The sequence below is a fragment of the Rhodopseudomonas boonkerdii genome, assembly GCF_021184025.1.
Lineage (GTDB): Bacteria > Pseudomonadota > Alphaproteobacteria > Rhizobiales > Xanthobacteraceae > Tardiphaga > Tardiphaga boonkerdii.
This window is the reverse complement of sequence record NZ_CP036537.1, coordinates 1,333,499-1,357,798: the sequence shown is the minus strand read 5'-3', so window position 1 is coordinate 1,357,798 and position 24,300 is coordinate 1,333,499. Positions and strand designations below refer to the sequence as shown.

Genomic DNA, 24,300 nt, shown 5'->3' with positions numbered 1-24,300 from the left:
CCACACTCGGATTTTGTCAAGGCGGGCTCAAGACCGGCCGCTCACATAATTGCGAGGTGGCCTGCGACTATTTGGGCGCCGAGCCCCACGGGCCGGATTTCGGCACAGAAGCCTCGTTGTTGTCCGGAGGCCGATCGGTCGGAAACCCCAATCCGCGCAAATAGATCAGCGCTCCTGCTTCCAGCAGGTCGTCCGGCGACATCGGCAGCTTGCGCCGCGCGGCATCGCCGCGGCCGAACAACGAGGCGATGCCATGGGACATCGACCAGATATGCAGCGCCATCATCAGAGCCGGCGGACGCGGCACACCCGGCGGCGTCAGTGCCGCAAGACGCTCGGCAGCGGCGCGGATGACGCCAAAAGCCCGCTCCCCCGCTGCCATCAATTCTGGACTGGAATCCGCGGGAATTCCGGATTCGAACATGGCCGAATAGAAGGCGGGCTCGTTGCGAGCGAAAGCCAGATAGGCCTTGCCGAGGCGTTCAAAGGCGGTGACCGTGTTTGGCCGGCCATCGTCCCAGGCCTGCGCCAGCGTCTGCTCGAATTGCTCGAAGCCACGCTGGGCGATATTGGCCAGGAGATCGTCACGGTCGCGAAAATGGCGGTAGGGTGCGGCGGCGCTGACACCGGCCGTACGCGCGGCATCGGCGAAGGTGAAGCCTGCCGGTCCCTTCTCAGCGATCAAGCCCAGCGCTGCCTGCAGCAGCGCCTCCTTCAGATTGCCGTGGTGATAGCCGCGTTCGCCGCGGCGGTCCTTGTGCCAGCTCATGTAAAGGGCTTTTACATGAGCTGGATCAACAGGTCATCCTGAAAGACGCTGGATCAGGAGCTCGATCAGACCTCGACCACGCGCTCGTGATGGACCCGGCGACAGTCCATCTCATATTCGAGGCCTTCGATCGGCGGACGGTTGAAATGCCAGGTCAGACCGTTGCGGAAGACGCCGCGGCGGCCAAGCTCGCCTTCCAGGATCGGGTAGACGTCCTGGACGGTATAGAGCTGGGCGCCCGTGGTCTGGCTCCAGTCGCCGGAAAAGGCGCTCATGCGGCGCTCCATCTCGTCGAGCACGAATTTTGCCTTTTCCAGCATGCCGGAGGGGCTGGTATCGCCGAACCGCACCGTGTGGTCGCGGTAGTTGCCCTTTCCTTCGGCCGCCTCACCGCTGCCGGCGATGACAAAGGAGGACGGCGCATTTGGCGCAACGGTGGTGAAGGCGAAAGCGTGGAAGCCCGGCGCCGGCGGCGGATCGATCTTCGGACAGACATTGCTGCGCGCGATCGGATTCACGCGGTCCTTCATGATGCCCCAGTCTTCAAGCGTCTTGATGTAGATCTCGTTGAAATCGACAAAGCCCTGCTCGGTGAAGGGGGCGGGAGAGCGGAGCTCGCAGGCGGCGAAGGACGTCAGCGGCCGGCCGGCGGCCTTGATGATCTCGGCGATACGGGCAAAGCCCTCCTTCAGCGGCACGACTTTGGAAAAGCGCACACGCTCCAGCGCAAAACCCGGCAGCGCACCGACGCCGCAGGAATATTGGAACACACCGGGCATGTAGCGATAGCCGCTGTTGGGAGCTTCCACCGTAGCGATCATGTTGGCCTCTCTTCAGTAAAATGACGGTCAGTCTTCGAGGACGCCGAGATAGGCGTCGCGAATGATGGGATCGGCGAGGAGTTCGTCACCTTGCCCGGCGCGCACGATACGGCCCATATCCATGATGTAGGCGTGATGGCAGAGATCGAGCGCCGTCGTGACGTCCTGCTCCACCAGCAGGATCGACATGCCCTCGGCATTGAGCTTGCGCAGCGCCGCGACGAGTTGCTCGACGAGCAGCGGCGACAGGCCGAGCGACAATTCGTCGATCATCAGCAAGCGCGGCGCGCTCATCAAACCACGGCCGATGGCGCACATCTGCTGCTCACCGCCAGAAAGCGTAGCCGCCGCCTGCGTGCGGCGTTCACGCAGCTTTGGGAATGTCGCATAGACACGGTCGAGATCTCGCTTCAGTTCGGCGCTGCTAGCCTTGCGCGAATAGGCCCCCATCAGGAGATTGTCCTCGATGCTCATCGCACCAAACAGGCGACGTCCCTCAGGCACATGGACGATACCATGAGCGAGGATTTCCGCCGCCGATGCCTTCGACAGATCGACGCCTTCGGATATGTAGCTGCCAGACTGCCGCGCGACCAGTCCGGAGAGCGCGCGCATCAGCGTCGTCTTGCCGGCGCCATTGGAGCCGATCAGCGCGGTGATCTCGCCGGAACGCACCGCCATGTCGATGCCCCACAGCACCTGAATCTCGCCGTAGCCGGCGCAAATCTGTTTGAGTTCGAGCATGGGATGATCAGCCACGGGCGGCGTTCCGTTGTGCATATTGCTGACCCAGATAGGCATCGACGACAGCCGGATCCTTGATGATGTCGCGGGGCGCACCGTCGGCGATCATCCTGCCGTTATGCAGCACCGCGATACGGGTACAGACATTCAGCACAACCTTCATCAGATGTTCGATCATCACGATGGTGATGCCATCCGCTGCGAGCTGATGAATGAGCTTGGTGGCGCGCTCGACTTCGGCGCTGTTGAGGCCGGCATTCACCTCGTCGAGAAACAGCAGCTTCGGTCTCATCGCCAGTGCCTTGGCGAGTTCGAGCCGCTTGCGCATGGCCAGGGTCAGCGTCGCCGCCGGCTGGTCGGCCTGAGCGTCGAGGCCAACGAATGACAAATGCGCTCGCGCGGCTTCCCTCGCCGACTTCAAGCTTTCGCCGGGCTGCGAGAACAAGGCAGCGGCGGCAACGTTGTCGAGCGCCGAATACTCCGCAAATGGCTGCACGATCTGGAACGTACGCGACAGCCCCATGCGCGCAGACTGATAGGTCTTGATCCGCGTGATGTCCTTGCCATCGAAAGTCACAACGCCCGAGGACGCCGGCGTGACACCGCAGATCGTGTTTACCAGCGTCGTCTTGCCGGCTCCGTTGGGGCCGATCAACCCGACCACCTCTCCCTTGTTGACCGAGAGCGACACGTCGCTCAACGCCTTGAGGCCGCTGAAGTGACGGGAGACGTTGCTGAGATGCAGGATTTCGTGCGCGGGCTCAGACATGGCTCGCCTTTCGTCCAAACAGCGCCTGCCGGATTTTCTCGATCCGCAGCGACACCAGACCATGCGGCAGGAACAGCAGCAACAGGATGATCAGCACGCCAAGCACGCCGGAATGGATCTGGATGTAGTTGCGCCACACCACCTCTTCGAGGCCGAGATAAACGAACGCGCCGAGCGCCACACCAAGCGGTGAGCCGAGGCCGCCCATCAGCGCCATCACGATGGGCTTCACCGAGTACAGGATATCGAACACGTCGGACGGATCGATGTAATGCACCCAGGCGGCATAGAGCCCACCCGCTGCGCCCACGAAACAGGCGGACAGGCCGAAGGCAATCGCCTTGTAGAGCGTTGCGTTGAGGCCGACCATGCTCGCCGCGGTCTCGTTCTGGCGGATGCAATTGAGGCCGAAACCGAGTTTCGATGTCGCGACGATCGTGACCGTGATCGCCGTGATCAGCAGCAGACCCCACATCGCATAGAAGAAGAAGGTCGCATCCGACATCACGCTCGATCCCGACACCAGCGGAATGTTGAGGCCCATACCTCCGCCGGTGAGATCGGTCGCGTTGTTGACGAGTTCGCGAAACACCTCGACCAGCGATAGCGACGCGATGGCAAAGTAGTGTCCACGCAATCGCAACAACACGGCGCCAAACAGAGCCGCCAACAGCAGGCAAAACGCCAGCGCCACGCCGACCGACACCAACAAAGGCACACCCTTGTTCATCAGGATGCCGGTCGTATAGGCGCCGAGGCCGAAGAAGGCCGCAGTCGAGAAAGAAGGATAGCCGGCAAAGCCCCCTACAATGTTCCATGACAGCGCGAACACGGCATACATGCAGGCGATGGTGCCGAGCCTGAGCGCATAGGCTTCACCAAACAGCGGGAGCGTCGCGACACAGGCAAGGAAGCCGAACAGAGCGTAGTGAGACCGGGTCATTCAAAGCCTTTCCGGCCGAGCAGGCCCTGCGGCCTGACGATGAGAAACACGATCAGCAGAACGAAAGACAGCGTCACCGCATGAGCCGGGCCGAGATAGATCGAACCGATACCCTCAACCAAAGCCAGCAGCAGGCCGCCGGCCAGCGCGCCCGAAACGCTACCGAGACCACCGAGCACGCACACCACGAAAGCCTTGCCGAGATAGGCCGAGGAGGTCAGCGGCGAGATGGGGAAGATCAGTGCCATCAGCACGCCGGCGCAGCCGGCCAGCGCCGCGCCAAGACCGAAAGCGACGGCGTAGATGGATTTGACATCGACGCCCATCAGGACAGCGGCGTCGCGATCGAGACGGACCGCAACAATGGCGCGACCGACCCTGGAGCGACGCAACAGCAGATAGAGTAGAAATGTCAGCAGCAACGCCGCGCCGGTGGCGATCAGGCGATCGATCGGCACGACCACGTCGAAGATCGAGATGGAACCGGTGGGCGGATTGAGGATGAGCTTCCGATAATCCGCCTTGAAATAATAGATCATCGCATTGTTCAGGATCAGATCGAGCCCGAAGGTCAACGTCAGCGTCACCAGCACCGGTGCAGTGATGACACGATTGAGCAGAACCCGCTGCAAGACATAGCCGAACAAGAAGAAGGCCGGCGCCGCGATCAGCAGTGAGTACCAGGGCGACAATCCGAGCCCGTTATACGCGCCCCATGCCAGATAGGCTCCGAGCACGATGAAGGAGCCATGGATCAGGTTGATAACGTTGAGGACACCCCAGACCAGCGAGAAGCCGATGGCGATGCAGGCATAGAGGCACCCGAGCACGAGTGCGTTGATGAGAACCTGGACTGCCAGCATGTCGTCCCCTCGCCGGTCCCGGCCGTGCTCAGTTCACACCGAATTTGAAGTCGCCTTGCTTGATCGCCTCAGGGAACAGCACGATCGGCTTGCCGCCCTGAATCTGGAAGACGGGAGGCTCCAGCGAATTGATCTGGCCGTTGGCGCCGAATTTCACGGGTCCCCAGAAAGTGACGACGTCCATCTTGGCGAGCTCGTCACGCACCTTGTCGCGATCGAGCGAACCAGCTTTCTCGATGGCCATCTGGAACAGGGCGCCGCAGACCGCCGCGGAGGCATGCGCATAGTCCGGCTCGGACTTGTACTTGTCCTTGAACAGTTTCACGAAATTGGCTGTCGAGCCGAAGATGTCCTTGCCGTCATATTTTTCGGCCGGATGCCACCACGACGCGCTGGAAATATTCTCGGCCGTCGGCCCGGCGGAATCGATGAATTCCTGATAGGCCGGACCTGCAATCATGGTGACGACGCCAGCCTTGATCTGCTGGTCGGCCATCTGCTTGCGGACCAGCAGCAGGTCGTTGGTGTAGCCGGTGACGAAGATCCACTGGGGTGACAGCGACTTGATCTGCGACAGCGTCGCCGAGTGATCGAGCGTGTTGATCGCATATTTCTCGAAATAGACCACTTCGAGCCCGTTTTCCTTGGCCGATTTCTCCATTTCCTGCGCGATGGCGAGCGGGAACAGGTCGTTGCGGGCGAGAATCGCGACCTTCTTCACGTCTGCGGCCTTGGCCTTGACGAGCTTGGTCAGCGGCGTGGTCAGCGTGTCATTGGGCGTAAAGGTGCCGAACAGATATTTGTAGTTCTGGTCATAGACCTGCACCGAGGATGCGGTCGCCGCCAACATCGGCATCTTGTACTTTTCGGCGATCGTGCTCGCGGCCTTGGCGGCGCCCGAGCCGAACGGGCCGAACATGAAGTTCACCTTTTCCTGGGTGATCATCTGTTCGGTGGTCTGCACCGAGCGCGGCGTATTCGACTGGTAGTCGGAATAGACGATTTCGACTTTGTACTTTTTGCCACCGACATTGATGCCGCCAGCCTTGTTGGCCTGTTCGGCCCAGAGATCGTAGCCCTGCTGCTGTTTCACAGCTTCCGGCGCGAGCGGGCCTGTGATCGGCAGCGGCGCACCGAAGCGGATGACATCCTGCGCCGACGCAACTGTCGTCCCCGCGGCAAAGCCGGCCACCGCCAGCACGAGAGCTGAAAGGCGTGTCGGGAAGGCAGACCGGAGGTGAAACATCCAAGCTCTCCATCAGGAACGGTGACTTTTGACCCGGCAAAAAGTCTGACAAATTTAGATATCGAATAAAAGCATTGAATTTCGACGCAGCCGATCTGAAAATCAGAACGCTAGTCAACCGCTGCCGCCGTAGCGGGCATGGCATATGAGAGGCCGCTCGATGATCGAATCCACTGCCATCCGCTATTTTCGCATGGTCACCGAATGTGGATCGATTAAACAGGCGGCCACGGCGCTGCGGATCGCCCCGTCCGCCATCAGCCGGCAGGTGCAGGGGCTGGAAGAGGAGCTGGCCGTCAAACTGTTCGAGCGCGGCGCACGCGGCATGAACCTGACGGATGCCGGCCACGTGCTCTATCGCTATGCAATCGACAATCGCAACCAGCTCGATGGTTTGCGCAGCCAGGTCGAGGAATTCGCATCGCTGCGCCGCGGCCAGGTGAAGATCGCCACGGTGGAAGGCATGCTGTCGGACTTCCTGCCAGGCGTCTTCGCCAATCTGTCCCAGCAATATCCCGGCATCGCTTTATCGGTCACCGCCGTCGGCTCGCGCGACGTGGTTGAGCTGGTCGGACAAAACGAAGTCGACCTCGGCCTGATCTTCGGCCGCGCCAACCAGCGCGATCTCAACGAGCTCGGCCGCATGCGCCAGCCGGTCTGTTTGATCGTTTCGCCGCGACATCCACTGGCAGGTCAGATGTCATTGCGCATGAAGGATTTGGCCGGCTTGCGCGTCATCCTGCCGGACACGTCCTTCGGCATCCGCCAAGAGCTCGACAAATCCTGCGCCCAAGCTGGTATTCAACTGGAAATGTGCAGCGAAACCAATTCGCTGGCCTTCACGCAAACCATCACCGCCCGGACCGATCTCGCGACCTTCCTGCCCATGGTCTCCGCCATGGCATCGATCAATGCCGGCCACCTGACAGCAGTCCCCCTCCGCGACAAGCGCCTGGAAGCAACCCAGGTCGCTCTTGTCCAGCTCGCCGCGCGCATCTCCTCGCCATCGACACGGCTGGTGGCAGAAATGCTGATGGCACGGATGAAGGAACTCGACGAATAGGATCAAGCAACGATCTGCGCCGCCAGTGCACGAAACCGCGCGAGCTGGTCCTGATTCAGCGCGCGCGTTTCGTCTCGGCCGACGAAGACCTTGAACATCACGCCGCCATCGACATTCAGGAAGGCGACGAAGGCCGATGACTTGCCCATGAACGGCCGCTCGACGAACGCAATGCCGCCACACCGTTCATGCCGCAAATGGCCATGCAGGCCCTTCGGTTCGGTCAGATTGTAGTAGCCATGGCCGAGCTTGCCGGGCGACAACGGCGCAGTGGTTTCGAAGATGCCGTCATCCGTATGGACGATCAGCGTCACCTCGCCCCATTCGGCGATGTCCTGCATCACCGTAACGAATGCGTCAGCACCGCCACCGAGCTTCACCATTCCGGACGGCAACGCCTCGATGACCGCCCGTGGCGTCACGCCGCGCTCATGGGCCACGGTCTCGATCACGGCGCCGGGATTCTCCGCCATATAAGCCTGGAGTGCAGGCAAGTCGGCATTCAACATGATGTGCTCCGTGATCGATCGAGGCGCAACGGTCAGGCCGCGCTGCCATTCTTCTCGGTCTGAATGACCTCGAAGCCTTCGAACTTCGGATGACCGAGATAGAGGCTCGCACCTTCCGACTTGTTGTCGGCACGCGCATGCGCCTTGCGAAACTGTTCGGACCTGGTCCAATTCTCGAAATCAGGCTTGCTGGCCCAGACCGTGTGTGAGGAATACAGCGTGTGATCCTCGGCCGCCGGCCCCTTCAGCAGATGAAACTCGACGAAGCCCGGCAGCTCGCCGAGGTAGGACTCGCGGGTGGCCCAGATCTGTTCGAAGGCCTGCTCGGAGCCCTTTTTGACCTGAAAGCGGTTCATGGCGATAAACATGGTTTTCTCCTGGTCATGGAAGAAACCGCGTCGGGACATCGACGCGGCTTCGGAGGCATTGACCACAACACTACGGCCGTGATCAGTCCGATCGATTATCCGCCGAAGTGATACTTCAAGCCGCCCTTGAAGACGATACCGGAACCGGCACTCGCCCACAGAACGTCGTTCTGTGCGAGACCCGTGCCGGGATCAGGCCCGGGGATCGCGTAGGGACGGTAGTACTGGTTCAACAGATTCTCGACCGAGAACTGGACCGAAATATCCTTGGTCGGTCGCACCGTCGCATACAGATTGACGAGATTGTAGGATGTCGCCGGAATGGTGCCGGCCGGCAGATCCGTGTTGGCTTTCACGTTGGTCCACATGCCCGACAGGATCACGGTGTTGTCGAGCAAGCGGACGCCCGCCGTTGTGGTGATCTTCTGCGACGGTATATTGAGCAAGCCGACGCCGGTCTGTACGCGCTTGCCTTCTTGCGCGCTCCCGGACACGCCCACGAACCACGAATTCGCGTCATACATCACCTCGGCCTCGAAGCCGCGGATACGCGCACCACCAGTGATGTTCTGATACTGATAGCACAGGCCGGTATTGCCGCTGCCCGGAGGACAGGTGAACAGGTTGTAATCGATATAGTCCTCGACGTCGTTCTGATAGAGGTTGAACTTGCCACGTAGGCCGTCCCCGGCAACGATCAGATCGTTCTTCTTCAGGTTGATGCCGATTTCCTTGTTCTTGCCGACTTCCGGTCGCAGCCCCGTATTCGGAATGAAACAGAAGTAGCCACGAGAGCCGTCAGCGCAACGCGCCGTATCACCTGCACCGATACTGGTCGCCGTATGCCCGCCAGAGATCAACGACTCGGTGATCGAAGGCGCACGGTAGCCTTCGGCATAGCTCAGATAAGGGGTGACGATCGATGTGGGCAGGAAGCCGATCGTAATCTTTGGCGACAGCCGATCGCCACTGGTGCTGTTGCGGGCCGACGACAGTTCATAGCTATCGTAGCGCAACGCGCCAACGACTTCGAGCAGCGAAGTATAGTTCCCTTTCCACTGCACGAAAGCACCGGTGACCGTGCGCTGACCTCCCGGCGTCGTGACGTTTGAATTGCCGTTCTGATCGGCGGTTGAGACATCGTCCCGGAAGCCATCGCCGCCATAAGTGATGGCATTTCGCCAGTCGCCGAACTCAAACCGCGACGTATTGTGCACGTCGAAGCCAAATGTATCGATGCGGTAGCTGCGCTGATCCCCGATACACCCCGTGATATTGTTCCCGGCTACGCGGAGCGGCGTACAGTTCGACGGGAACGGTGTCGGCGCCGCGCTGAACACGCCATTATGCGAAATCTTGGTCTGATCGTTCTCGGTACGATTCCAATAGATCTTGGCATCCCAATCGATCAGTTTGTCGTCAGGCTGCGAATAGGTCCAGCCCAGCGTCGTCGTATAATTCTTGACATTGGTCGCATAGACCGAAGTACCCGTACTCAGCGCGCCGCCCGCGGAGTTTGGCAAGCCGGCCGGGCGCGCAGGCTGACCGACGCTGTAAAGGTCTTCCTGGAAGACCGTTCCGAGCTTCACTTCATGCCCGTCAGCCGGTCGGACCGTCAGCTTGGCCAGGCCGCTCGACAGCTTGTTGCCTGTGTTGGACACCGTGACACCGCTCCCGTCGCGGTAGTTTTCTTGCGTCGAATAGGTGCCTCCGGCGAAGAAATCGACGTTCGGATTGATGCGCACGCCGCCGAAAGCAGAGCTCATCGCGCGGGCGGTGTTGCTTCCGAACATGCTGTTGACATCCACGCCCCACGTCTCGCCCGGGCGCAGAACGTCTTGAATATCCTTGGTACGGAACGATGCAACGCCGCCGATGGCGCCAGAACCATAGATATTCGCGGTCGGTCCGCGCGTAATATCGATGCCCCCGATCAGCTCAGGATTGAGAAAGAACGAGCCGTTGGCAAAATGGCCGGTGCGCTGATAATTCTGACGCGCGCCATCGACAACCACTGCCACGCGGCCGAAGTCCTGCAGGCCGCGGATATTGATTGAGGTCGAGGGTTCGTCGCCCCGGTCCTGAAGCCAGACGCCCGGCATGTTGTACACGAGAGCACCGACCGTCGAAGCCTGGCGCCCTTGGATCTGCTGGAGTGTCATCACACTGACCGGAGCCAGCGCATCGATGGCGCGCTCGGGGCTCTTCGAGGCAGTCACCGTAATTTCATCGAGCGCCTGCGTGGTCTGGCGGCCGATCTGAGCATTGGCGTTGCGCACCGGCTCTGGAAAAACAGCTTGTGGCGCTGCGGCCCGCTTCTTCTTCGGCTTGGCCGCTTGAACCGTTTCGACTGCCTGCGCCCTCGCGACCTGCGCGCTGACCACTCCCAAAACTACGACCGATACGCCAAGCAACAAGGCGCACTTCGTCCTGCCCGCGAGAGCCATGACCTATTCCCCAAGTGACAATGGACATGCTTGGCTGGCTGACGCTGCGAAATGATGCAGGCTTGCTGGCTTTTGACACGACTCGGTGATCCCCGCCACCAAACCGCCATTTTCGATTACGGGTCCGGAACGAAGGGGTCAACCGACCACCGGTCTCTTTACATTGATTATAGACTGCAACGCTTGGCGATGCCCGCGACCGAAACCTATAACTGCCTGATGAATTTCATCGACCGGGCAGATTGACACGATGGACACAGGTTCTCACGACGGCAGCAACGCCGCTGGCATCAAAGCTCCGGCGCAGCGCAGCATCTTCGTGAATGGCGACAGGATGGACAGCAAGGAGCTATTCGCCGACCAGCGTGAACTGTTGATCACGCATGGCGAGGATACCTATCGACTGCGCCTGACCTTCCAGAACAAGCTGATCCTGACCAAATGACCCCCGCCCAGCGCCGCCGCCGCCCCCTCATCCGCGCTTTCCAATGCGCTGCCCTGGGTGGATGCCTTGCTCTTTCTGCCGCTGCAGCGGCTGAGGACGTGGTCATTCACGATGCCCGCGGCCGCGACGTCACCATCGGCCATCCGACCCGCATCGTTTCGATCGGCGGCGCAATTACCGAGATTCTTTACGCTCTGGGTGCCGAAAACAGGATCGTTGCCATCGACACCACCAGCCTCTATCCGCCCGAGGCGATGACCGACAAACCCAATGTCGGCTATATGCGCCAGCTGTCGTCGGAAGGCGTGCTCGGCCTCAACCCGCAGCTGGTCTTGGCGATTGCGGGTGCCGGACCGAAAGAGACCATCGACGTTATCGATGCCGCCAAGGTCCCCTTGATCGTGATCCCCGACTCCTATTCCGAGACCGGCATGATCGAAAAAATCCGGATGGTCGCAAAAGTCACCGGTCTTGAAAAACGTGGCGAATGCCTCGCCAGATCCGTCGAGGCCGATCTCGCCAGGCTGAGCTATCTGCGCGCCAAGGTGACGACCCCTCCACGGGTGATGTTCGTGATGTCCTTCCTCGACGGCCGCGCCATGGTGGCAGGGAAGAAGACCGCCGCCAACGAGATCATCAAACTAGCCGGCGGCACCAATGTTGCTGATGGTTTCGACGGCTACAAGGTCATGAGCGACGAGGCGATCGCCGCAGCCCGCCCCGATCACATCCTCGTCATGGATCGCGGCAAGGACTCGGTACAGGCAACCGCGATCTTTGCCAATCCCGCCTTCGCGCTGACCCCGGCAGCCAAGAGCAAGAGCTTTGTGGCCATGGACGGCCTTTATCTGCTCGGCTTCGGCCCGCGTACTGCCTCCGCGGCGCACGATCTGGCACTCAAGATCGATCCGACCCTGTCGAAGGTAGGAACGGCATTCCAGCCGGCTTTGCCGACCGTCAATTGCCGCCAGTGAAATGAGCCTCGCCAACGTCAAGCCGGGCGCTTTCGTCAGAACGAAAGGTCATGTCCGACGTCCGTCGGCATTGCTGGTCGTCAGCAGCCTCATTCTGTTCTTGTCGCTCGCCGTCATCCTCGCAACCACGGTGGGCGCTGCCGGCATTCCATTCTCGCGTCTGCCAGCAGCGCTGGGCCTTGCAGCGCCCAGCCCCGGCGATGCGTTCCATGCCCGAGATCAGCTGATCCTGTGGTCGATCCGCCTGCCACGCATTGCCGTGGCTGCGATGATCGGCGGCATCCTCGGGGCGGCGGGCGCAATCATGCAGGGACTGTTTCGCAATCCGCTGGCCGATCCTGCACTGGTCGGAGTGTCCAGCGGCGGGGCCTTCGCGGCTGCCAGCGCCATCGTCATCAGCGACAGCCGCTTCGCCGTGCATATCCAGTTCCTGCAGCCGATGCTGTTGCCGCTTGCGGCCTTTCTCGGCTCCTTACTGACGACAGTGATCCTGTACCGTATCGCCACGCGTAGCGGGCGCACCTCGATCGCCATCTTCCTGCTCGCCGGGCTCGCCATCGCGGCTATCGCCAATGCCGGCATCGGCCTGCTCGTCTTCGTCGCCGACGACCGCCAGCTCCGCGACATCACCTTCTGGCTACTCGGTTCGCTTAGTGGCGCCACCTGGAGCAAGGCGATGACGATCGTCCCTGTCTTCGCGCTCGCTTCGATCGTCATGATCTTCATCCATCGCGGCTTGGACATGCTGATCCTGGGCGAGTCCGAAGCGTTTCACTCGGGCATCGACGTCGAGCGCCTCAAGCGCATCTGCATCGTGGTCATCTCCGCGATGACCGGCGTGGCCGTCTCCGTATGCGGCGTCATCGGCTTCGTTGGCATCGTCGTTCCGCATCTGCTGCGGCTGATGATCGGGCCTGGGCACAGGCTCTTGCTGCCGGCATCGGTCGCACTTGGTGCGATGATGCTGGTCGGCGCCGATACGCTGGCCCGTACGATCGTCGCTCCAGCGGAGATGCCGATCGGCATTCTGACTGCCGCAGTCGGTGCGCCGATTTTCCTGCTCATTCTGTTACGACAGCGCGGATTGGTCGGCCTGTGACAGAACTCCTCACAGCATCAGGCGTCTCGCTCGCGATCGGACAAGCGACATTGCTCCGACATGTCGACCTGTCGCTGCGCAGTGGCGAAATGGTCGCCATTGTCGGCCCTAACGGCGCCGGCAAATCGACCTTGCTGCGTCTGTTGTCGGCTGATCTGCGCCCCACACGCGGCAGCGTCGCGCTGAAGGGGCGGCGCATCGACGCATGGTCTCCCGCCGACCTTGCCTTGCATCGCGCCATGCTGTCACAGCACGTCTCGGTCAGCTTTCCCTTCACGGTGGAAGAAATCATTTGCATGGGAGCTGGCAATCGCTCTCTCCCGGCGGTGCAGCACCTGATCGACGATGCGATCGCTGAAGTCGGACTCGATGTATTCCGGCACCGCGAACTGCCGACAATGTCCGGCGGCGAGCAGCAGCGCGCACATTTCGCCCGCATCCTGGTACAATTGGCGTGCGGCGAAGCGACGTCCGGCCCCGGCGTGCTGATGCTTGACGAACCGACGTCGAGCCTCGATCTACGTCACCAGATTGCATTGGTGGAGACATCGAAGCAGCGTGCGCGCAATGGCACCGCAGTCATTGCCGTGCTGCACGATATCAATCTCGCCATCCGCTTTGCGGATCGCATCGTCGTCATGTGCGACGGCGCCGTCGCCGCCGAGGGAACACCGCACGAGACGATCACCAGCGATATCCTCAGGCGCGTGTTCCAGATCGAAGTTCCGATGGCACGATCAGAAGACGGAACGCCCTATCTGCTGCCACAATCGATGCAAACAGTGACGGACCTTCATCCCCGATGTTGAATGAACCGCCGAAGGGTGGCTGATCCAGGGATTGCATGCTCGCAACAAGATTGTTTGCAGGGAACTCTGCCTTATTGATGAACTCCCGATGAATTCATGCATTGCCCTCCAATCAACAACCACGGAGGTTTCCCCATGGGATATGCACGCCGGTCAACTGCTCTGGTGGTCGAAAACGACGAGGCACAGCGCACGCTCGTCAGCCTTTTGCTCGAAGAAAGTGAAATGGATGTCATCGAATGTGAAAGCGCGGAAGCCGCCATTCTCGTGCTCGAAGAGTCTGGCAACAATGTCTCGATGGTGTTTACCGATATTGAGCTTGCAGGCATGATGGATGGCGTCGAGCTCGCTTGTCTTGCAAGGCAACGTTATCCCGACTTGAAGGTCATCGTTACTTCTGGAGCCCCGCGTGTCCGCCGGCTGCCGGACGGCACATTGTTCATGGCAAAACCCTGGAGCCCGATCGACATACTGCGGGTTGCGGAACAAGCGCTCCACTGAACTCTGCCTATTATGCGTTCCGCACGCTCCTGGCTTGGTCGTGCGGAAGGGCTTGCGTTGAGCTGCTGCAGCATGGAATAAATCGGACGGTTTCACGCCGTTTACGAGCCGATCACCCTGTCGCAACGCTCCAGTCCGATGACTCCAGCTTTCCCCAGGCGGTGGCGTGCAGCGATCGTTGGTGGCGGCGTGGCCGGCTCCCTGACAGCCATCGCGCTTGCGAAGCTACAGCAAATCGAATCGATCACGGTCTTCGACCGGCATGGCGCATTCGGCCGAGGCCTCGCTTATTCGGCGAAATCACCTTGGCATCGCATCAATGTGCCAGCCTACAAAATGGGCGGTGTCGGCGCCGAAGACACGGAAGGCTTTGCCGATTGGCTCGGCGCCACCGGACAAGCGAACTGGCGCGACTATTCCGATTCGTTCGTTCCACGATGGGTCTATGGCGACTACATTGCAGCGCAGCTGTCCGCGATTGCCGGAAGCGGCCATGCAACCATGCATACCGACGTGATCGAACATCTCGAACGCAGACAATCCGGTTATGAGCTGACGCGTTCGTCCGGCGAGCGCCAGACGTTCGATATCGTCTTGCTCTGCCTCGGCAATCCATCTCCGTCGCCGTTTCCCGGCATCGAGACCTCTCCGCGCTCCATCACCGATGTCTGGGCGCCCGGCGCACTCGATCCCATAGGCCCGAATGACCGCGTGCTGGTGATCGGCACCGGCGCGACGGCCGTCGATGTGGTGATCGACCTCAATCGCCGCAGCATGCAACAGCCGATCACCATTATCTCGCGCCGCGGATTGCTACCGCTGATCGATGCACCAGCGCAGACCGATCCCACTCCGCTGGAGAACTGGCCGGAGCCGACCACACGCGGTATCTTCGCCGCCCTGCTGAAGGATACGCGCCAGAAGATGGCGACCGGCATTCCATGGCAGACCTCGGTCGATACGTTCCGCCTCCAGATCGGCCGACTCTGGACCGGCGCTTCGCTGACCGAGCGCGAGCGCTTCTCACGCCACCTCCGCGCCATCTGGCTTGTGCATCGACACCGGCTCGCGCCGGACGTGGCACAGTCACTGAATAGGTTGCAGAGCGAGCGCAACCTCAACGTACTCGCTGGCCGGATCATCAATGCTCGAGTAACGCCCACGGGCTACGACGTCGCGATCCATCGACGTGGCGGAATCGCCATGCAGATGACCGCCGACTGGATCCTGAACTGCACCGGTCCCGAAGAGCGTTACGACCGGATCGAGAACCCGCTCGTCCGATCGATGCTCGCCAGCGGCATCGCACAGCGGGGCAATAACGGCCTAGGGCTAGATGTTGACGAAGCGTGTCGGATCAGGGATCGCGCCGGAGAGGTTCAGACGGGTCTCTACGCGATCGGGCATGCAACGCGCGGTGCGTTCTGGGAGGTGACGGCGGCGACCAATATTCGCCAGCAAATTCTCAGCATCGCCGACGCACTGAAGACGACAACGATCCGCTAGTTCGTCTCAGCCTTTCCGCCACGGCACGATCACACGCTCCAGCATGTCGAATCCGGCATTGAGCAGGAAGCCAATGATCGCGATGACAAACAGACCGACATACATGGTCTGGACGTCGAACAGTTCCCAGGCGTTCCAGATCATGTAACCAAGGCCACTTTTGGCTCCCACCATCTCGGCGATGGCGATCAGCACGAGGCCCATGCCGGCACCGAGCTTCACGCCGGTCATGATCATCGGCAACGCGCCAGGAAGCGCTACCGTGCGGAACATGTTAAACTGGTTGGCGCCGAAATTGCGGCCGACGTCGAGAAAGATCGGCGCAATCTGTCGCACGCCGGCCGCCGTATTGATGACCACCGGATAGAACACGCCGATTGCGACCATGGCAATCTTCGAACTCTCGCCGAGTCCGAAAACGAGCAAGATCAGCGGCAGGAGCGAACTCTTCGGAATCGGATAGGTCGCCGAGATCAGCGGATCGAAGGCCGCGCGGATCGGTCGATACAGCCCAATCGCAAGACCGATTGCGATCGCCGGCACACAGCCGACAAAAAAGCCGATCACAAGACGATAGAGACTGGCACCGAGATGCCGCCACAGATCGCCCGCCCCGATCATCTCGATCAGATGCCTGGTCACAAGCGACGGAGCAGGAAAGAATCTGGCATCGACAATCGCAGCGCGCGCGCAGATTTCCCATATACCGAGCAGGATCAACGGCGAAAGTACACCGATGGCGCGGTCGCTCACGAGCGATTTCGATCGCAAAGCACTCATGTCTTCCCCCTGGGTTCGCGGCTGCGTACGCGATCAACTTCCTCACGCAGTTGCGCCCAGATGTCATAGACGAGCTCACCATAAGCCGGCGTGTGCCGAAGCTCGACCACATTGCGCGGACGTGGCAGCGTGACCGGAACAATGGTCTTGATGCGTCCGGGGCCCGCCGTCATCACCATGATCCGGTCGCCCAGCGTCACGGCTTCATCGACGCTGTGAGTGATGAATACCACGGTCTTGCGCGCCTCCTCCCAGATCCGCAGCAGCTCTTCGTGCAGCAACACCCTGTTTTGCTCGTCGAGTGCCGAAAACGGCTCGTCCATCAGGAGGATATCGGGATCGGTGGCAAAAGCCCGCGCGATCGACACACGCTGGCGCATGCCGCCGGAGAGCTGATGCGGATAAAGCGCCCGCGCGTCATACATGCCAGTCTTGTTCAGGAAGTGCCCGACCACCTCGGCGATGCGTGCGGACGGCACATTGCGCATCGTCAGACCGTATGCAGCGTTGTCCCACACCGTCATCCATGGAAAAAGCGAGTCGCCCTGAAAGACCATCGCGTTTTGCGGCTGTCCCAGCTGCGGCTCACCGATCCGGATCTCGCCATCGGATGGCGCATCGAGACCTGCCAGCATCCGCAACAAAGTCGTTTTGCCGCAGCCACTTGGCCCGACCACCACAAAAAAGGTGCTGACGGGAATGTCGAGGGTGATGTTGGCCAACGCCAATTGCTCGCCATGGCGCTTGGACACATTGCAGAGACTGATCTTCGCGGCAGTCACCGGCTGCTCCAACGAGGACATCGGAGTGATCGCTCGCTCAGTTTGACGCCTTGAACGATCCGAGCACAGGCTTTAATTCTTCGACGAAGGACATATCGACGACGCCCTCGGCTGAAATATCATTGGCGACCAAACCGCGAGACTTGAGGTACGCCAGATCGGTCTCGACGCTGGCGCGATTAATCTGTCCGTCCGGATCGATGAATACCGGCACCATTTGATGAAGCAGCGTCGTATCCCTAATTCCCGTCATCTCGGCGATGTCCCGGATCATGGTCTCGGCGCCGGGACCTGCGATCTTTCCGTCCTTCAGGGTTGCTACATAATCGCGCACGCCGCGCAGATAGGCCTTGAGAAAGGCCGTAACGGTCTTGCGATCATCGGCGAATTTCCCGTTGATGAGCAACATCGCGGTCTGCTGCACCGGATAGAAGTCATCGATACCGACAAAGCGCACCGCGGCGTTGTTGCGTATCATGGCGGTGACGCCAGGTTCAGCAGAAATGGAAGCGTCGATCGCCTTGTTGGCGAAGGCGGTCAGATGCTGCGGAAACGGCAGGAATACCTTTTCGATATCGTCATCTTTCAGTCCCGCTTTCTTGAGGGCCTGATTGATCACCGACTCGTCCGCCGCACCGTTGGCAATGATCGCAACTTTCTTGCCCTTCAAGTCGGCCAATGATTTGAACGCTCCGGATTCGATCAGATCCTTGCGCACCATCAATGCCTTGTAGCTGTAGCCGGAGATATTGGTGCCCTTGTCAGCCACCATTTTCAGCTTCAGTCCGCGATTGACGGCATTATAGAGTCCCGCAGATGCAGCGCCCGCGCCGGCATCGAGATCGCCAGCACCGAGCGGCGCCACCATCTTGGCACCGGCATCGAAGGGAACGAGCTCGACCTTCAGTCCTTCATCCCTGAAATAACCGCGTTTCTCCGCCAGGAACAAGCCGATATCCGACGAGAGATTGGTGGTCCCGACCTTGACCGTCTTCATGGTCTGAGCCTGCGCGTGACCGAGCAGTGCAAAGGTAGCGGCAGCGACGACAAGCAGATCTTTCAGCATCGGTCATTCCTCTCACTCTCATGTATAACCAGGCGGGACAGCGCCAAAATTCAGGGAAGGCGGGGAAACAGGCGTCTCGGATTGATCTCTGTGATCAGCTCGACATCGACCGGCGAGAACCCCGCAGCCTTTACGCTGGCGACAGGATCTCGATCGGCCGGCTGAAAGGACTCATCGGTACCGAGCGCAATCTGTTCGATGCCTACCGTGTCGACCAGAAACCGCAACGCCTTCGGCGCATGCACGATGGTGTCATAGCCGACCCGTGTCGCGTAGGCGGACGGCGCGAGTTGCGCGACATTGCCTTGTGCCGCCTTGTCCATCCGCTCATGCATCACATCGAATCGCCCGAGCAAATAAGGAAATGCCCCACCACCATGGCTGAGCACGAGCGTCAGCGCGGGGAAACGATCCAGCACACCTGACAGCAGGACCGAACCAATGCCGAGTGTGGTATCGAATGTATACTGGGCGATCTGTGTCAGCGCGAACTTTGCTGCCCGGGGCGCCGGTTCGACGAGAACGGGATGCAAAATCACGGGAAGGCCAAGCGCTTCGGCCTTGGCCCAGAATGGATCGAGCGCTTTCTCGCCAATATTGACGCCTTCCACATTGGCTGGAATCATTGCTGCGACTGCGCCGAGATAGATCGCCCGTTCGAGCTCGGCAGCCGCATCGTTCGTATCGACCAGCGGCACCGATGCCACGAAGGAGAAACGATCGCTATTGGCGTTACACCATTCCGCCAGCGTGTCGTTGAGCATGCGATGCCACTGCGCGCAGGCGCCGCGTTCGAGACCGTAGCCATAGATATCGGGCCAGGTTGCGACCAGCTGGCGGTCCAGCCTCTGGCGATCGAGGCTGGCGCGGCGCTGAGCAACCGGTTCGACGAGCTGGGGGAAGAAGGGGCGAACCCTGAAGCCATAGTCAAAGCCGAGCGCCGGCGGACGACCATTCCCCGCCGGCAGCAGCCTGACGCCGCACATCGCACCACGGTCCGCAACGGCGGAGAGCAGTTGGGGCGGCACGTAGTGAGCGTGAATATCGATCGGCACAAGCGTTCCTATGCAGCAGCGGCGGGTTCGCGCGCATCCTTGATGAGACGCCACAGACGCGGCGGCGTCAGGGGCAGATGATGAATCTGTACATTCAGCGGCGCCAGAGCTGCCGCTACGGCATTCGCCGTCGCCGCGGCCACGGCCACGATACCCCCTTCACCGGCCCCCTTCGCACCGAGCGGATTGCTCGGCGACCGGCAGAGTTCAAGCGTGATCGCCCGCAGTGCCGGATAATCGCTCGCCGTTGGCACCAAGTAGTCCGCCAGCGAAGCGTTCAACAACTGCCCTTCCTCATCATAGATGAGATGATCGAGAAATACGCCGCCGAGCCCCTGGACGATGGCGCCGATCGCCTGCCCGTGCACCACGGCCGGATTGATCGCCCGGCCGACATCTTCCACGGCCACATAATCGAGGATCTCTACCGCACCGGTTCGAGGATCGACCGTGACATGCGCGGCATGCGTCCCGTAACTATACGTGCGTTGATTGTTGGAGAATGTACCGCTCGCTGAGAGAGCGCCATCGCTGGCAAGCGACGCAAACGAGACGGTCGCGCCATTGGCAGCTACTACATTGCCATCGAGGACGATCAACTCGCTGTTCGGCCGCCCCAGCCGCTCCGCCCCACGCGCCAGGATCTTCTCGCGCAATTTCTTCCCTGCATCGAGCACAGCAGATCCGCCCATGACGACGGCCCGCGAGTGGTAGGTGCCGAAGCCTTCATCGAGCAGGGTCGTCGAGCCATGCAGGACACGAATGCGGTCGAACGGAATCGACAACATATCCGCGGCAATCTGGCCGAGCACTGTTTCCAGTCCCTGCCCCAGCACCGAAGAGCCGACGGCCACGGTCAATGAACCGTCCACTTCCACCGTGAGCAACGCGTTCTCTTTCGGTCCTGCACCGCCGCTTTCAACGAAGCAGCCAAGCCCGATGCCGTGACGAACGCCGTCGATGAGCTTGCCTTGCAAATCCATCTTCTCATGCCAGCCGATCTCGTCCAGCGCGCGTTTGAATCCAGCCAGATAATTACCGGTGTCGTACGCGGTCGACCCTTCATAGGGAACGAGCCCATCAATGGGATAGGGCAACTCTGCTTCGGTGATGAGATTCTTGCGACGGATTTCCGCGGGATCGATGCCGAGATCCGCAGCTACCATGTCGATCAACCTCTCGCGAAAGAAGTTGGCTTCGAAGCGTCCCGGGCCGCGATAGGTGCCAACCGGCGTCTTGCTGGTGAGAAACGCTTCGACCGAAATGCCGACATGCGGAATGCGGTAAGGCCCCGGCAGGAATTGCGCGGCTTTGGCGGGCACGACGCCACCATTGGTGCGAATATAGGCGCCCATATCGCTGAACAGCTTACCACGCAGGCCGAGAAACAAGCCGTCGCTGCGGCAAGCAATCGACAATTCGCAGGCGACATCGCGCGAATGATTGATTGCCATCAAATGCTCGCGGCGGTCCTCGATCCATTTGACGGGACGTTCCAACCTACGAGCCGCGAATGGCACAAGAAAATCCTCGGGATAGAACTCTCCGCGGACACCGAAGCCGCCACCGACATCAATCTCGATCAGATCGATGTCTTCCGTGCGCATACCGAGCATGCTTGCGAGTGTACGCCGGTTATAGAAGGTGACCTTTGTCGCTCCGCTGACCACAAGGCGGCGCGATGCGATATCCCATTCGGCGAGCAGACCGCGTGTTTCCATCGGCAGCGCCGTATGTCGCTGCACGCTGAAGCACTCGGTGCGGATGTAATCTGCCCCAATAAATGCGGTATCGACCTCGCCAAAACCTGCATCATATTGCACGGCGACGTTTTCATTCGCACCGTCGAACAACGCGTCCGCGCCGACGCCTCGCCCGGTCACTGCCGTCAGTGTCTCAAACTGGACCTCGATCGCCTCGAGCGCGTCCTCGGCCAGCGCACGACATCTGGCGACGACCAGGGCGATCGGTTCGCCGACATAGCGCACCTTGTCGCTGGCGATAACGGGCTGTCGAAACGGCTCGAACTCCACCATTGGCGCGAGGCGTAACGGAATCAGCGGGATATCCGCGCCAATATCGGCAGCGGTGATAACAGCATGCACGCCCGCCATCTCCAAAGCCACTGCCGCATCGATTTTGACGATACGCGCATGCGCGACCGGACTACGCAGGATCACCGCATGCAGCATATCTTCGCGGATGAGATCGTCGGCAAACGTTCCCGTACCCGCGAGGAAACGCGCGTCTTCCATGCGCTCGACGGCGCTGCCCACTAAAAGATTCACGGGTGCGGTCATTGCGCCGCCTCACGCTGCTGATCGCGATACGCCTCGCGCGCTTCGAGAATGGCGGCGATGATCGGAAGATAACCGGTACAGCGACACAGATTACCGGAAATCACCTCACGGATACGGTCCTCATCAGCATCCGGCTCCTCCATCAGAAGCGCATGCGCCGTGGTCAAAATGCCGGGCGTGCAGAAGCCGCATTGCAAAGCGTGGTTTTTCCGGAAGGCGCGCTGCAATGGACCGAGCTGCGCGATACCGCCAAGCCCTTCCACTGTCATCACATCGGATCCTTCTGCCTGCGCAGCCAACATCAGGCAGGCGCGCACGGCCGCACCATCCACTATCACGGTACAGGCGCCACATGCGCCATGTTCGCAGCCGAGATGCGTGCCGGTCAGACGGAGTTCGTTGCGAAGGGTATCGGCCAGCGTCATTCGCGGCTCGACCATCATCGACACATCCGATCCATTGACGCGGATATGAACCGCAATCAGAGATGCCATGCCGCCTCCGGTATTTTTATATTGCCGGCCGTGGCGAGCACTCGTTCGAGCAAGACACCGACGAGTTCACGGCGATAGGCGCCTTCCGCATGGATATCATCCGAAGGATCGACGGCGCCTCGTGCCACATCAGCCGCCTGCCGGATCAGGTCCACGCTTGGCCGCTGGCCATTCAGGATGCCCTCAACGTCTTTGAGTCGCACCGGCCGATCGGCCACACCGATGACGCCGACATGTGCATCGCCGATATCTCCCTGCACATCGAGATCATAGTAGACTGCAACGCCGGCCATGGCGAAATCGCCGCGCCGGCGTCCGAATTCTGCAAACCCCCATCGCCGCGCGCGTCGCCATGGCGGCAAACGCACGTTGACGATCAGCTCATCGGGCGCCAGAACGGTCTCCAAGCCACCGCGGAAGAAGGCGGCTGCGGGTACGATGCGCATGCCGTTCAGACCGACGACCGTCAGCAGCGCATCGCATGTCACCGCGATGCCGGGCATTTCCGCTGCAGGATCGGCATGCGCGAGGCTACCGCCGACAGTGCCGCGATTACGCACCTGATAATGCGCAACATGAGCAATTGCAGCGGCCAATAGTGGATGGGCCTGCGCGAGACGCGCATCGCGCTCGATCATGCGCCAGGTCACGAGCGCGCCGAGATCGACGCCATCTTCGGAGACATCGATTCGATTCAGACCGGGTAAGCGCCCGATATCGACGAGCAATTTTGGCGCAGCAAGCCGAAACGCCAGCATCGGCATCAGGCTTTGACCGCCAGCGATCGCTTTCGCATCCCCCCCCTGCGCGGCGAGAATCGCGATCGCCTCGTTGAGTGTAGCGGGGCGAGCATAGTCCAGCGACGGAAGCTTCATAGCGCTACTTCTCAATTGATGAGAACACTGTCTTATGGTATAAGAATTGAGCGGCGTGGCAAGGTTTGATCGCATGTATCGATGTCCGCGAACCGCCTTTTCCATCGGCAAGCTGTAGCGAATGGAGAGCGCATTGGTGATCAAGAGAACCACCGCAGCGCGCGACGGAACGAACCGGACGCAAGTAGTGGACGGCAGTTCGCGTAAAATCCTGCGTGCACTCCTCGCTTTCTCGACCGAGCGCCCGCGGCATTCGGCTGAAAGCCTGTCCGAGCAGATCGGCGTCCCGCTCTCCTCCACCTATCGCTATATTGGCATTCTCCGCGAAGCCGAACTCATCGACGAAGACGGACGCGGCTCGTTCGTTCTCGCGCCGCGCGTCATCGGCCTTGCACAAGCGGCACGCGCCGGCACGGATCTGAGCTCCATGGCACGCCCGCATATGAAGCGGCTTGCACAGGACGTCGGTGAAACCGTCATTCTCCTGCGCCGCTCGGGCGATCGCGCTGTCTGCATCGAACGCGCCGAGTCGTCGTCGCGCATACGTCTCACCTTCGAGGTCGGCACCGCCTTGCCGCTGCATCGCGGCGCGGGACCGAAGCTCCTGCTCGCATACCAGCCGCAGGCCGAGATCGAGCAGTTGCTCGAGGACGCTATTTTGCGCGATCCCGGCTTCGGTCAACATCGCAAAGCCTTGGCGCATGAACTGACAACGATCCGCGAGGAAGGCTGGTCGGAATCGCACGCGGAAATCACACCGCATGTCTATGCCGTCGCCGCCGGCGTTCGCGACGGCAACGGTGTCGTCGCGGCCATTTCCTTCGTCGCGCCCGCCTTCCGGACTCCCAAAGCCGGTCAAATCAATCTGCGTGAAAAGCTGCAGCGGGCAGCAGCCGCCATCAGCAAGGCCTATTCCGCTGTTAACCTCTGATACGGCTTCGTCGCGCAATCGCTTTTACCGGCCTGCTTCACCTGTTTCCTTTTGAGACCGGGTACTTCAATTCGATACACATCAGAACCATTCAACCGGACCACATCGGCGTAATATGTCGAAATATGTCCCGGCTGGATG

The 24,300-nt window shown here is 60.7% G+C and carries 25 protein-coding genes; 8 read left to right on the top strand and 17 right to left on the bottom strand.

From position 1 onward, the window contains the following. Nucleotides 1-67: 67 nt before the first annotated feature. From E0H22_RS06325 to E0H22_RS06295, 7 genes are all read right to left on the bottom strand, one after another. Nucleotides 68-769, bottom strand: a complete 702-nt coding sequence (locus E0H22_RS06325) for a TetR/AcrR family transcriptional regulator (protein WP_233024797.1) — start codon at nucleotides 767-769, stop codon at nucleotides 68-70. A gap of 65 nt (nucleotides 770-834) precedes the next feature. Beyond that, nucleotides 835-1,590: a 2-amino-5-chloromuconate deaminase CnbZ gene (gene cnbZ / locus E0H22_RS06320; RefSeq protein WP_233024796.1), complete on the bottom strand. Its 756-nt coding sequence runs from the start codon at nucleotides 1,588-1,590 to the stop codon at nucleotides 835-837. A 27-nt stretch (nucleotides 1,591-1,617) separates the two neighbouring features. Continuing rightward, on the bottom strand, nucleotides 1,618-2,334 hold the full coding sequence (locus E0H22_RS06315) for an ABC transporter ATP-binding protein (RefSeq protein WP_233026170.1): 717 nt from the start codon (nucleotides 2,332-2,334) through the stop codon (nucleotides 1,618-1,620). A gap of 7 nt (nucleotides 2,335-2,341) precedes the next feature. Then, the gene (locus tag E0H22_RS06310) at nucleotides 2,342-3,103 is read right to left on the bottom strand and encodes an ABC transporter ATP-binding protein (protein ID WP_233024795.1); all 762 of its coding nucleotides are present in this window, start codon (nucleotides 3,101-3,103) and stop codon (nucleotides 2,342-2,344) included. Then, on the bottom strand, nucleotides 3,096-4,046 hold the full coding sequence (locus E0H22_RS06305) for a branched-chain amino acid ABC transporter permease (RefSeq protein WP_233024794.1): 951 nt from the start codon (nucleotides 4,044-4,046) through the stop codon (nucleotides 3,096-3,098). Before E0H22_RS06305 ends, E0H22_RS06310 begins: the two co-directional genes overlap by 8 nt. Further along, nucleotides 4,043-4,909: a branched-chain amino acid ABC transporter permease gene (locus E0H22_RS06300; RefSeq protein WP_233024793.1), complete on the bottom strand. Its 867-nt coding sequence runs from the start codon at nucleotides 4,907-4,909 to the stop codon at nucleotides 4,043-4,045. Before E0H22_RS06300 ends, E0H22_RS06305 begins: the two co-directional genes overlap by 4 nt. Nucleotides 4,910-4,937: 28 nt before the next feature. Next, nucleotides 4,938-6,155 carry an amino acid ABC transporter substrate-binding protein gene (locus E0H22_RS06295; protein WP_233024792.1) on the bottom strand — a complete coding sequence of 406 codons (1,218 nt, stop codon included), beginning with the start codon at nucleotides 6,153-6,155 and terminating at the stop codon, nucleotides 4,938-4,940. Between the two features lie 160 nt (nucleotides 6,156-6,315). Here E0H22_RS06295 and E0H22_RS06290 point away from each other — a divergent pair, with 160 nt between their 5' ends. After that, the gene (locus tag E0H22_RS06290) at nucleotides 6,316-7,218 is read left to right on the top strand and encodes a LysR family transcriptional regulator (RefSeq protein WP_233024791.1); all 903 of its coding nucleotides are present in this window, start codon (nucleotides 6,316-6,318) and stop codon (nucleotides 7,216-7,218) included. A 2-nt stretch (nucleotides 7,219-7,220) separates the two neighbouring features. On the opposite strand, the gene hutX is transcribed toward E0H22_RS06290, so the two are convergent. The 3 genes from hutX to E0H22_RS06275 all read right to left on the bottom strand — a co-directional run bounded on the left by hutX (nucleotide 7,221) and on the right by E0H22_RS06275 (nucleotide 10,542). Beyond that, complete coding sequence (gene hutX, locus E0H22_RS06285) at nucleotides 7,221-7,727, bottom strand: heme utilization cystosolic carrier protein HutX (protein ID WP_233024790.1); 507 nt, start codon at nucleotides 7,725-7,727, stop codon at nucleotides 7,221-7,223. 32 nt (nucleotides 7,728-7,759) lie between these two features. After that, nucleotides 7,760-8,095, bottom strand: coding sequence for a heme-degrading protein HmuQ (gene hmuQ, locus E0H22_RS06280; RefSeq protein ID WP_233024789.1), 336 nt, complete (start codon nucleotides 8,093-8,095; stop codon nucleotides 7,760-7,762). A gap of 95 nt (nucleotides 8,096-8,190) precedes the next feature. Next, entirely contained in the window at nucleotides 8,191-10,542 is a 2,352-nt protein-coding gene (locus E0H22_RS06275; RefSeq protein WP_233024788.1) for a TonB-dependent hemoglobin/transferrin/lactoferrin family receptor, read from the bottom strand. 250 nt (nucleotides 10,543-10,792) lie between these two features. Between E0H22_RS06275 and hemP the strand changes: the two genes are divergently transcribed. The 6 genes from hemP (at nucleotide 10,793) to E0H22_RS06245 (ending at nucleotide 15,876) form a co-directional block, all read left to right on the top strand. After that, nucleotides 10,793-10,987, top strand: a complete 195-nt coding sequence (hemP, locus tag E0H22_RS06270) for a hemin uptake protein HemP (protein WP_233024787.1) — start codon at nucleotides 10,793-10,795, stop codon at nucleotides 10,985-10,987. Further along, nucleotides 10,984-11,961 carry a heme/hemin ABC transporter substrate-binding protein gene (locus E0H22_RS06265; RefSeq protein ID WP_233024786.1) on the top strand — a complete coding sequence of 326 codons (978 nt, stop codon included), beginning with the start codon at nucleotides 10,984-10,986 and terminating at the stop codon, nucleotides 11,959-11,961. The genes hemP and E0H22_RS06265 overlap by 4 nt, the downstream gene beginning before the upstream one ends. A gap of 1 nt (nucleotide 11,962) precedes the next feature. Further along, complete coding sequence (locus E0H22_RS06260; RefSeq protein ID WP_233024785.1) at nucleotides 11,963-13,060, top strand: FecCD family ABC transporter permease; 1,098 nt, start codon at nucleotides 11,963-11,965, stop codon at nucleotides 13,058-13,060. Beyond that, entirely contained in the window at nucleotides 13,057-13,869 is an 813-nt protein-coding gene (locus E0H22_RS06255; RefSeq protein ID WP_233024784.1) for a heme ABC transporter ATP-binding protein, read from the top strand. The genes E0H22_RS06260 and E0H22_RS06255 overlap by 4 nt, the downstream gene beginning before the upstream one ends. Nucleotides 13,870-14,004: 135 nt before the next feature. Further along, nucleotides 14,005-14,370 carry a response regulator gene (locus E0H22_RS06250; RefSeq protein WP_233024783.1) on the top strand — a complete coding sequence of 122 codons (366 nt, stop codon included), beginning with the start codon at nucleotides 14,005-14,007 and terminating at the stop codon, nucleotides 14,368-14,370. A gap of 189 nt (nucleotides 14,371-14,559) precedes the next feature. Then, complete coding sequence (locus tag E0H22_RS06245) at nucleotides 14,560-15,876, top strand: FAD/NAD(P)-binding protein (protein ID WP_233024782.1); 1,317 nt, start codon at nucleotides 14,560-14,562, stop codon at nucleotides 15,874-15,876. Nucleotides 15,877-15,882: 6 nt separating this feature from the next. On the opposite strand, the gene E0H22_RS06240 is transcribed toward E0H22_RS06245, so the two are convergent. Genes E0H22_RS06240 through E0H22_RS06210 form a run of 7 tightly spaced genes read right to left on the bottom strand, consistent with a single transcriptional unit; the run spans nucleotide 15,883 to nucleotide 23,228 of the window. Next, entirely contained in the window at nucleotides 15,883-16,656 is a 774-nt protein-coding gene (locus E0H22_RS06240; protein ID WP_233024781.1) for an ABC transporter permease, read from the bottom strand. Next, nucleotides 16,653-17,450 (bottom strand): ABC transporter ATP-binding protein, encoded by a 798-nt coding sequence (locus E0H22_RS06235; RefSeq protein ID WP_233024780.1) that lies wholly within the window; start codon nucleotides 17,448-17,450, stop codon nucleotides 16,653-16,655. The genes E0H22_RS06240 and E0H22_RS06235 overlap by 4 nt, the downstream gene beginning before the upstream one ends. Before the next feature lie 25 nt (nucleotides 17,451-17,475). Next, nucleotides 17,476-18,504 (bottom strand): ABC transporter substrate-binding protein, encoded by a 1,029-nt coding sequence (locus tag E0H22_RS06230; RefSeq protein ID WP_233024779.1) that lies wholly within the window; start codon nucleotides 18,502-18,504, stop codon nucleotides 17,476-17,478. A 50-nt stretch (nucleotides 18,505-18,554) separates the two neighbouring features. Next, nucleotides 18,555-19,559: an amidohydrolase family protein gene (locus E0H22_RS06225; protein ID WP_233024778.1), complete on the bottom strand. Its 1,005-nt coding sequence runs from the start codon at nucleotides 19,557-19,559 to the stop codon at nucleotides 18,555-18,557. An 8-nt stretch (nucleotides 19,560-19,567) separates the two neighbouring features. Continuing rightward, the gene (locus E0H22_RS06220) at nucleotides 19,568-21,859 is read right to left on the bottom strand and encodes a xanthine dehydrogenase family protein molybdopterin-binding subunit (RefSeq protein WP_233024777.1); all 2,292 of its coding nucleotides are present in this window, start codon (nucleotides 21,857-21,859) and stop codon (nucleotides 19,568-19,570) included. After that, complete coding sequence (locus E0H22_RS06215; RefSeq protein ID WP_233024776.1) at nucleotides 21,856-22,353, bottom strand: (2Fe-2S)-binding protein; 498 nt, start codon at nucleotides 22,351-22,353, stop codon at nucleotides 21,856-21,858. Before E0H22_RS06215 ends, E0H22_RS06220 begins: the two co-directional genes overlap by 4 nt. Further along, nucleotides 22,341-23,228 carry an FAD binding domain-containing protein gene (locus tag E0H22_RS06210; protein WP_233024775.1) on the bottom strand — a complete coding sequence of 296 codons (888 nt, stop codon included), beginning with the start codon at nucleotides 23,226-23,228 and terminating at the stop codon, nucleotides 22,341-22,343. The genes E0H22_RS06215 and E0H22_RS06210 overlap by 13 nt, the downstream gene beginning before the upstream one ends. Before the next feature lie 136 nt (nucleotides 23,229-23,364). Here E0H22_RS06210 and E0H22_RS06205 point away from each other — a divergent pair, with 136 nt between their 5' ends. Continuing rightward, a complete protein-coding gene (locus E0H22_RS06205; RefSeq protein WP_233024774.1) occupies nucleotides 23,365-24,159 on the top strand; it encodes an IclR family transcriptional regulator in 795 nt (264 codons plus the stop codon). Nucleotides 24,160-24,300: the final 141 nt, after the last annotated feature.

What these genes read in the sequence shown, in the direction of transcription:
- E0H22_RS06325 (WP_233024797.1), bottom strand. Translation starts at nt 769, where the DNA reads ATGAGCTGGCACAAGGACCGCCGCGGCGAACGCGGCTATCACCACGGC.
- cnbZ (WP_233024796.1), bottom strand. Translation starts at nt 1,590, where the DNA reads ATGATCGCTACGGTGGAAGCTCCCAACAGCGGCTATCGCTACATGCCC.
- E0H22_RS06315 (WP_233026170.1), bottom strand. Translation starts at nt 2,334, where the DNA reads ATGCTCGAACTCAAACAGATTTGCGCCGGCTACGGCGAGATTCAGGTG.
- E0H22_RS06310 (WP_233024795.1), bottom strand. Translation starts at nt 3,103, where the DNA reads ATGTCTGAGCCCGCGCACGAAATCCTGCATCTCAGCAACGTCTCCCGT.
- E0H22_RS06305 (WP_233024794.1), bottom strand. Translation starts at nt 4,046, where the DNA reads ATGACCCGGTCTCACTACGCTCTGTTCGGCTTCCTTGCCTGTGTCGCG.
- E0H22_RS06300 (WP_233024793.1), bottom strand. Translation starts at nt 4,909, where the DNA reads ATGCTGGCAGTCCAGGTTCTCATCAACGCACTCGTGCTCGGGTGCCTC.
- E0H22_RS06295 (WP_233024792.1), bottom strand. Translation starts at nt 6,155, where the DNA reads ATGTTTCACCTCCGGTCTGCCTTCCCGACACGCCTTTCAGCTCTCGTG.
- E0H22_RS06290 (WP_233024791.1), top strand. Translation starts at nt 6,316, where the DNA reads ATGATCGAATCCACTGCCATCCGCTATTTTCGCATGGTCACCGAATGT.
- hutX (WP_233024790.1), bottom strand. Translation starts at nt 7,727, where the DNA reads ATGTTGAATGCCGACTTGCCTGCACTCCAGGCTTATATGGCGGAGAAT.
- hmuQ (WP_233024789.1), bottom strand. Translation starts at nt 8,095, where the DNA reads ATGTTTATCGCCATGAACCGCTTTCAGGTCAAAAAGGGCTCCGAGCAG.
- E0H22_RS06275 (WP_233024788.1), bottom strand. Translation starts at nt 10,542, where the DNA reads ATGGCTCTCGCGGGCAGGACGAAGTGCGCCTTGTTGCTTGGCGTATCG.
- hemP (WP_233024787.1), top strand. Translation starts at nt 10,793, where the DNA reads ATGGACACAGGTTCTCACGACGGCAGCAACGCCGCTGGCATCAAAGCT.
- E0H22_RS06265 (WP_233024786.1), top strand. Translation starts at nt 10,984, where the DNA reads ATGACCCCCGCCCAGCGCCGCCGCCGCCCCCTCATCCGCGCTTTCCAA.
- E0H22_RS06260 (WP_233024785.1), top strand. Translation starts at nt 11,963, where the DNA reads ATGAGCCTCGCCAACGTCAAGCCGGGCGCTTTCGTCAGAACGAAAGGT.
- E0H22_RS06250 (WP_233024783.1), top strand. Translation starts at nt 14,005, where the DNA reads ATGGGATATGCACGCCGGTCAACTGCTCTGGTGGTCGAAAACGACGAG.
- E0H22_RS06240 (WP_233024781.1), bottom strand. Translation starts at nt 16,656, where the DNA reads ATGAGTGCTTTGCGATCGAAATCGCTCGTGAGCGACCGCGCCATCGGT.
- E0H22_RS06230 (WP_233024779.1), bottom strand. Translation starts at nt 18,504, where the DNA reads ATGCTGAAAGATCTGCTTGTCGTCGCTGCCGCTACCTTTGCACTGCTC.
- E0H22_RS06220 (WP_233024777.1), bottom strand. Translation starts at nt 21,859, where the DNA reads ATGACCGCACCCGTGAATCTTTTAGTGGGCAGCGCCGTCGAGCGCATG.
- E0H22_RS06215 (WP_233024776.1), bottom strand. Translation starts at nt 22,353, where the DNA reads ATGGCATCTCTGATTGCGGTTCATATCCGCGTCAATGGATCGGATGTG.
- E0H22_RS06210 (WP_233024775.1), bottom strand. Translation starts at nt 23,228, where the DNA reads ATGAAGCTTCCGTCGCTGGACTATGCTCGCCCCGCTACACTCAACGAG.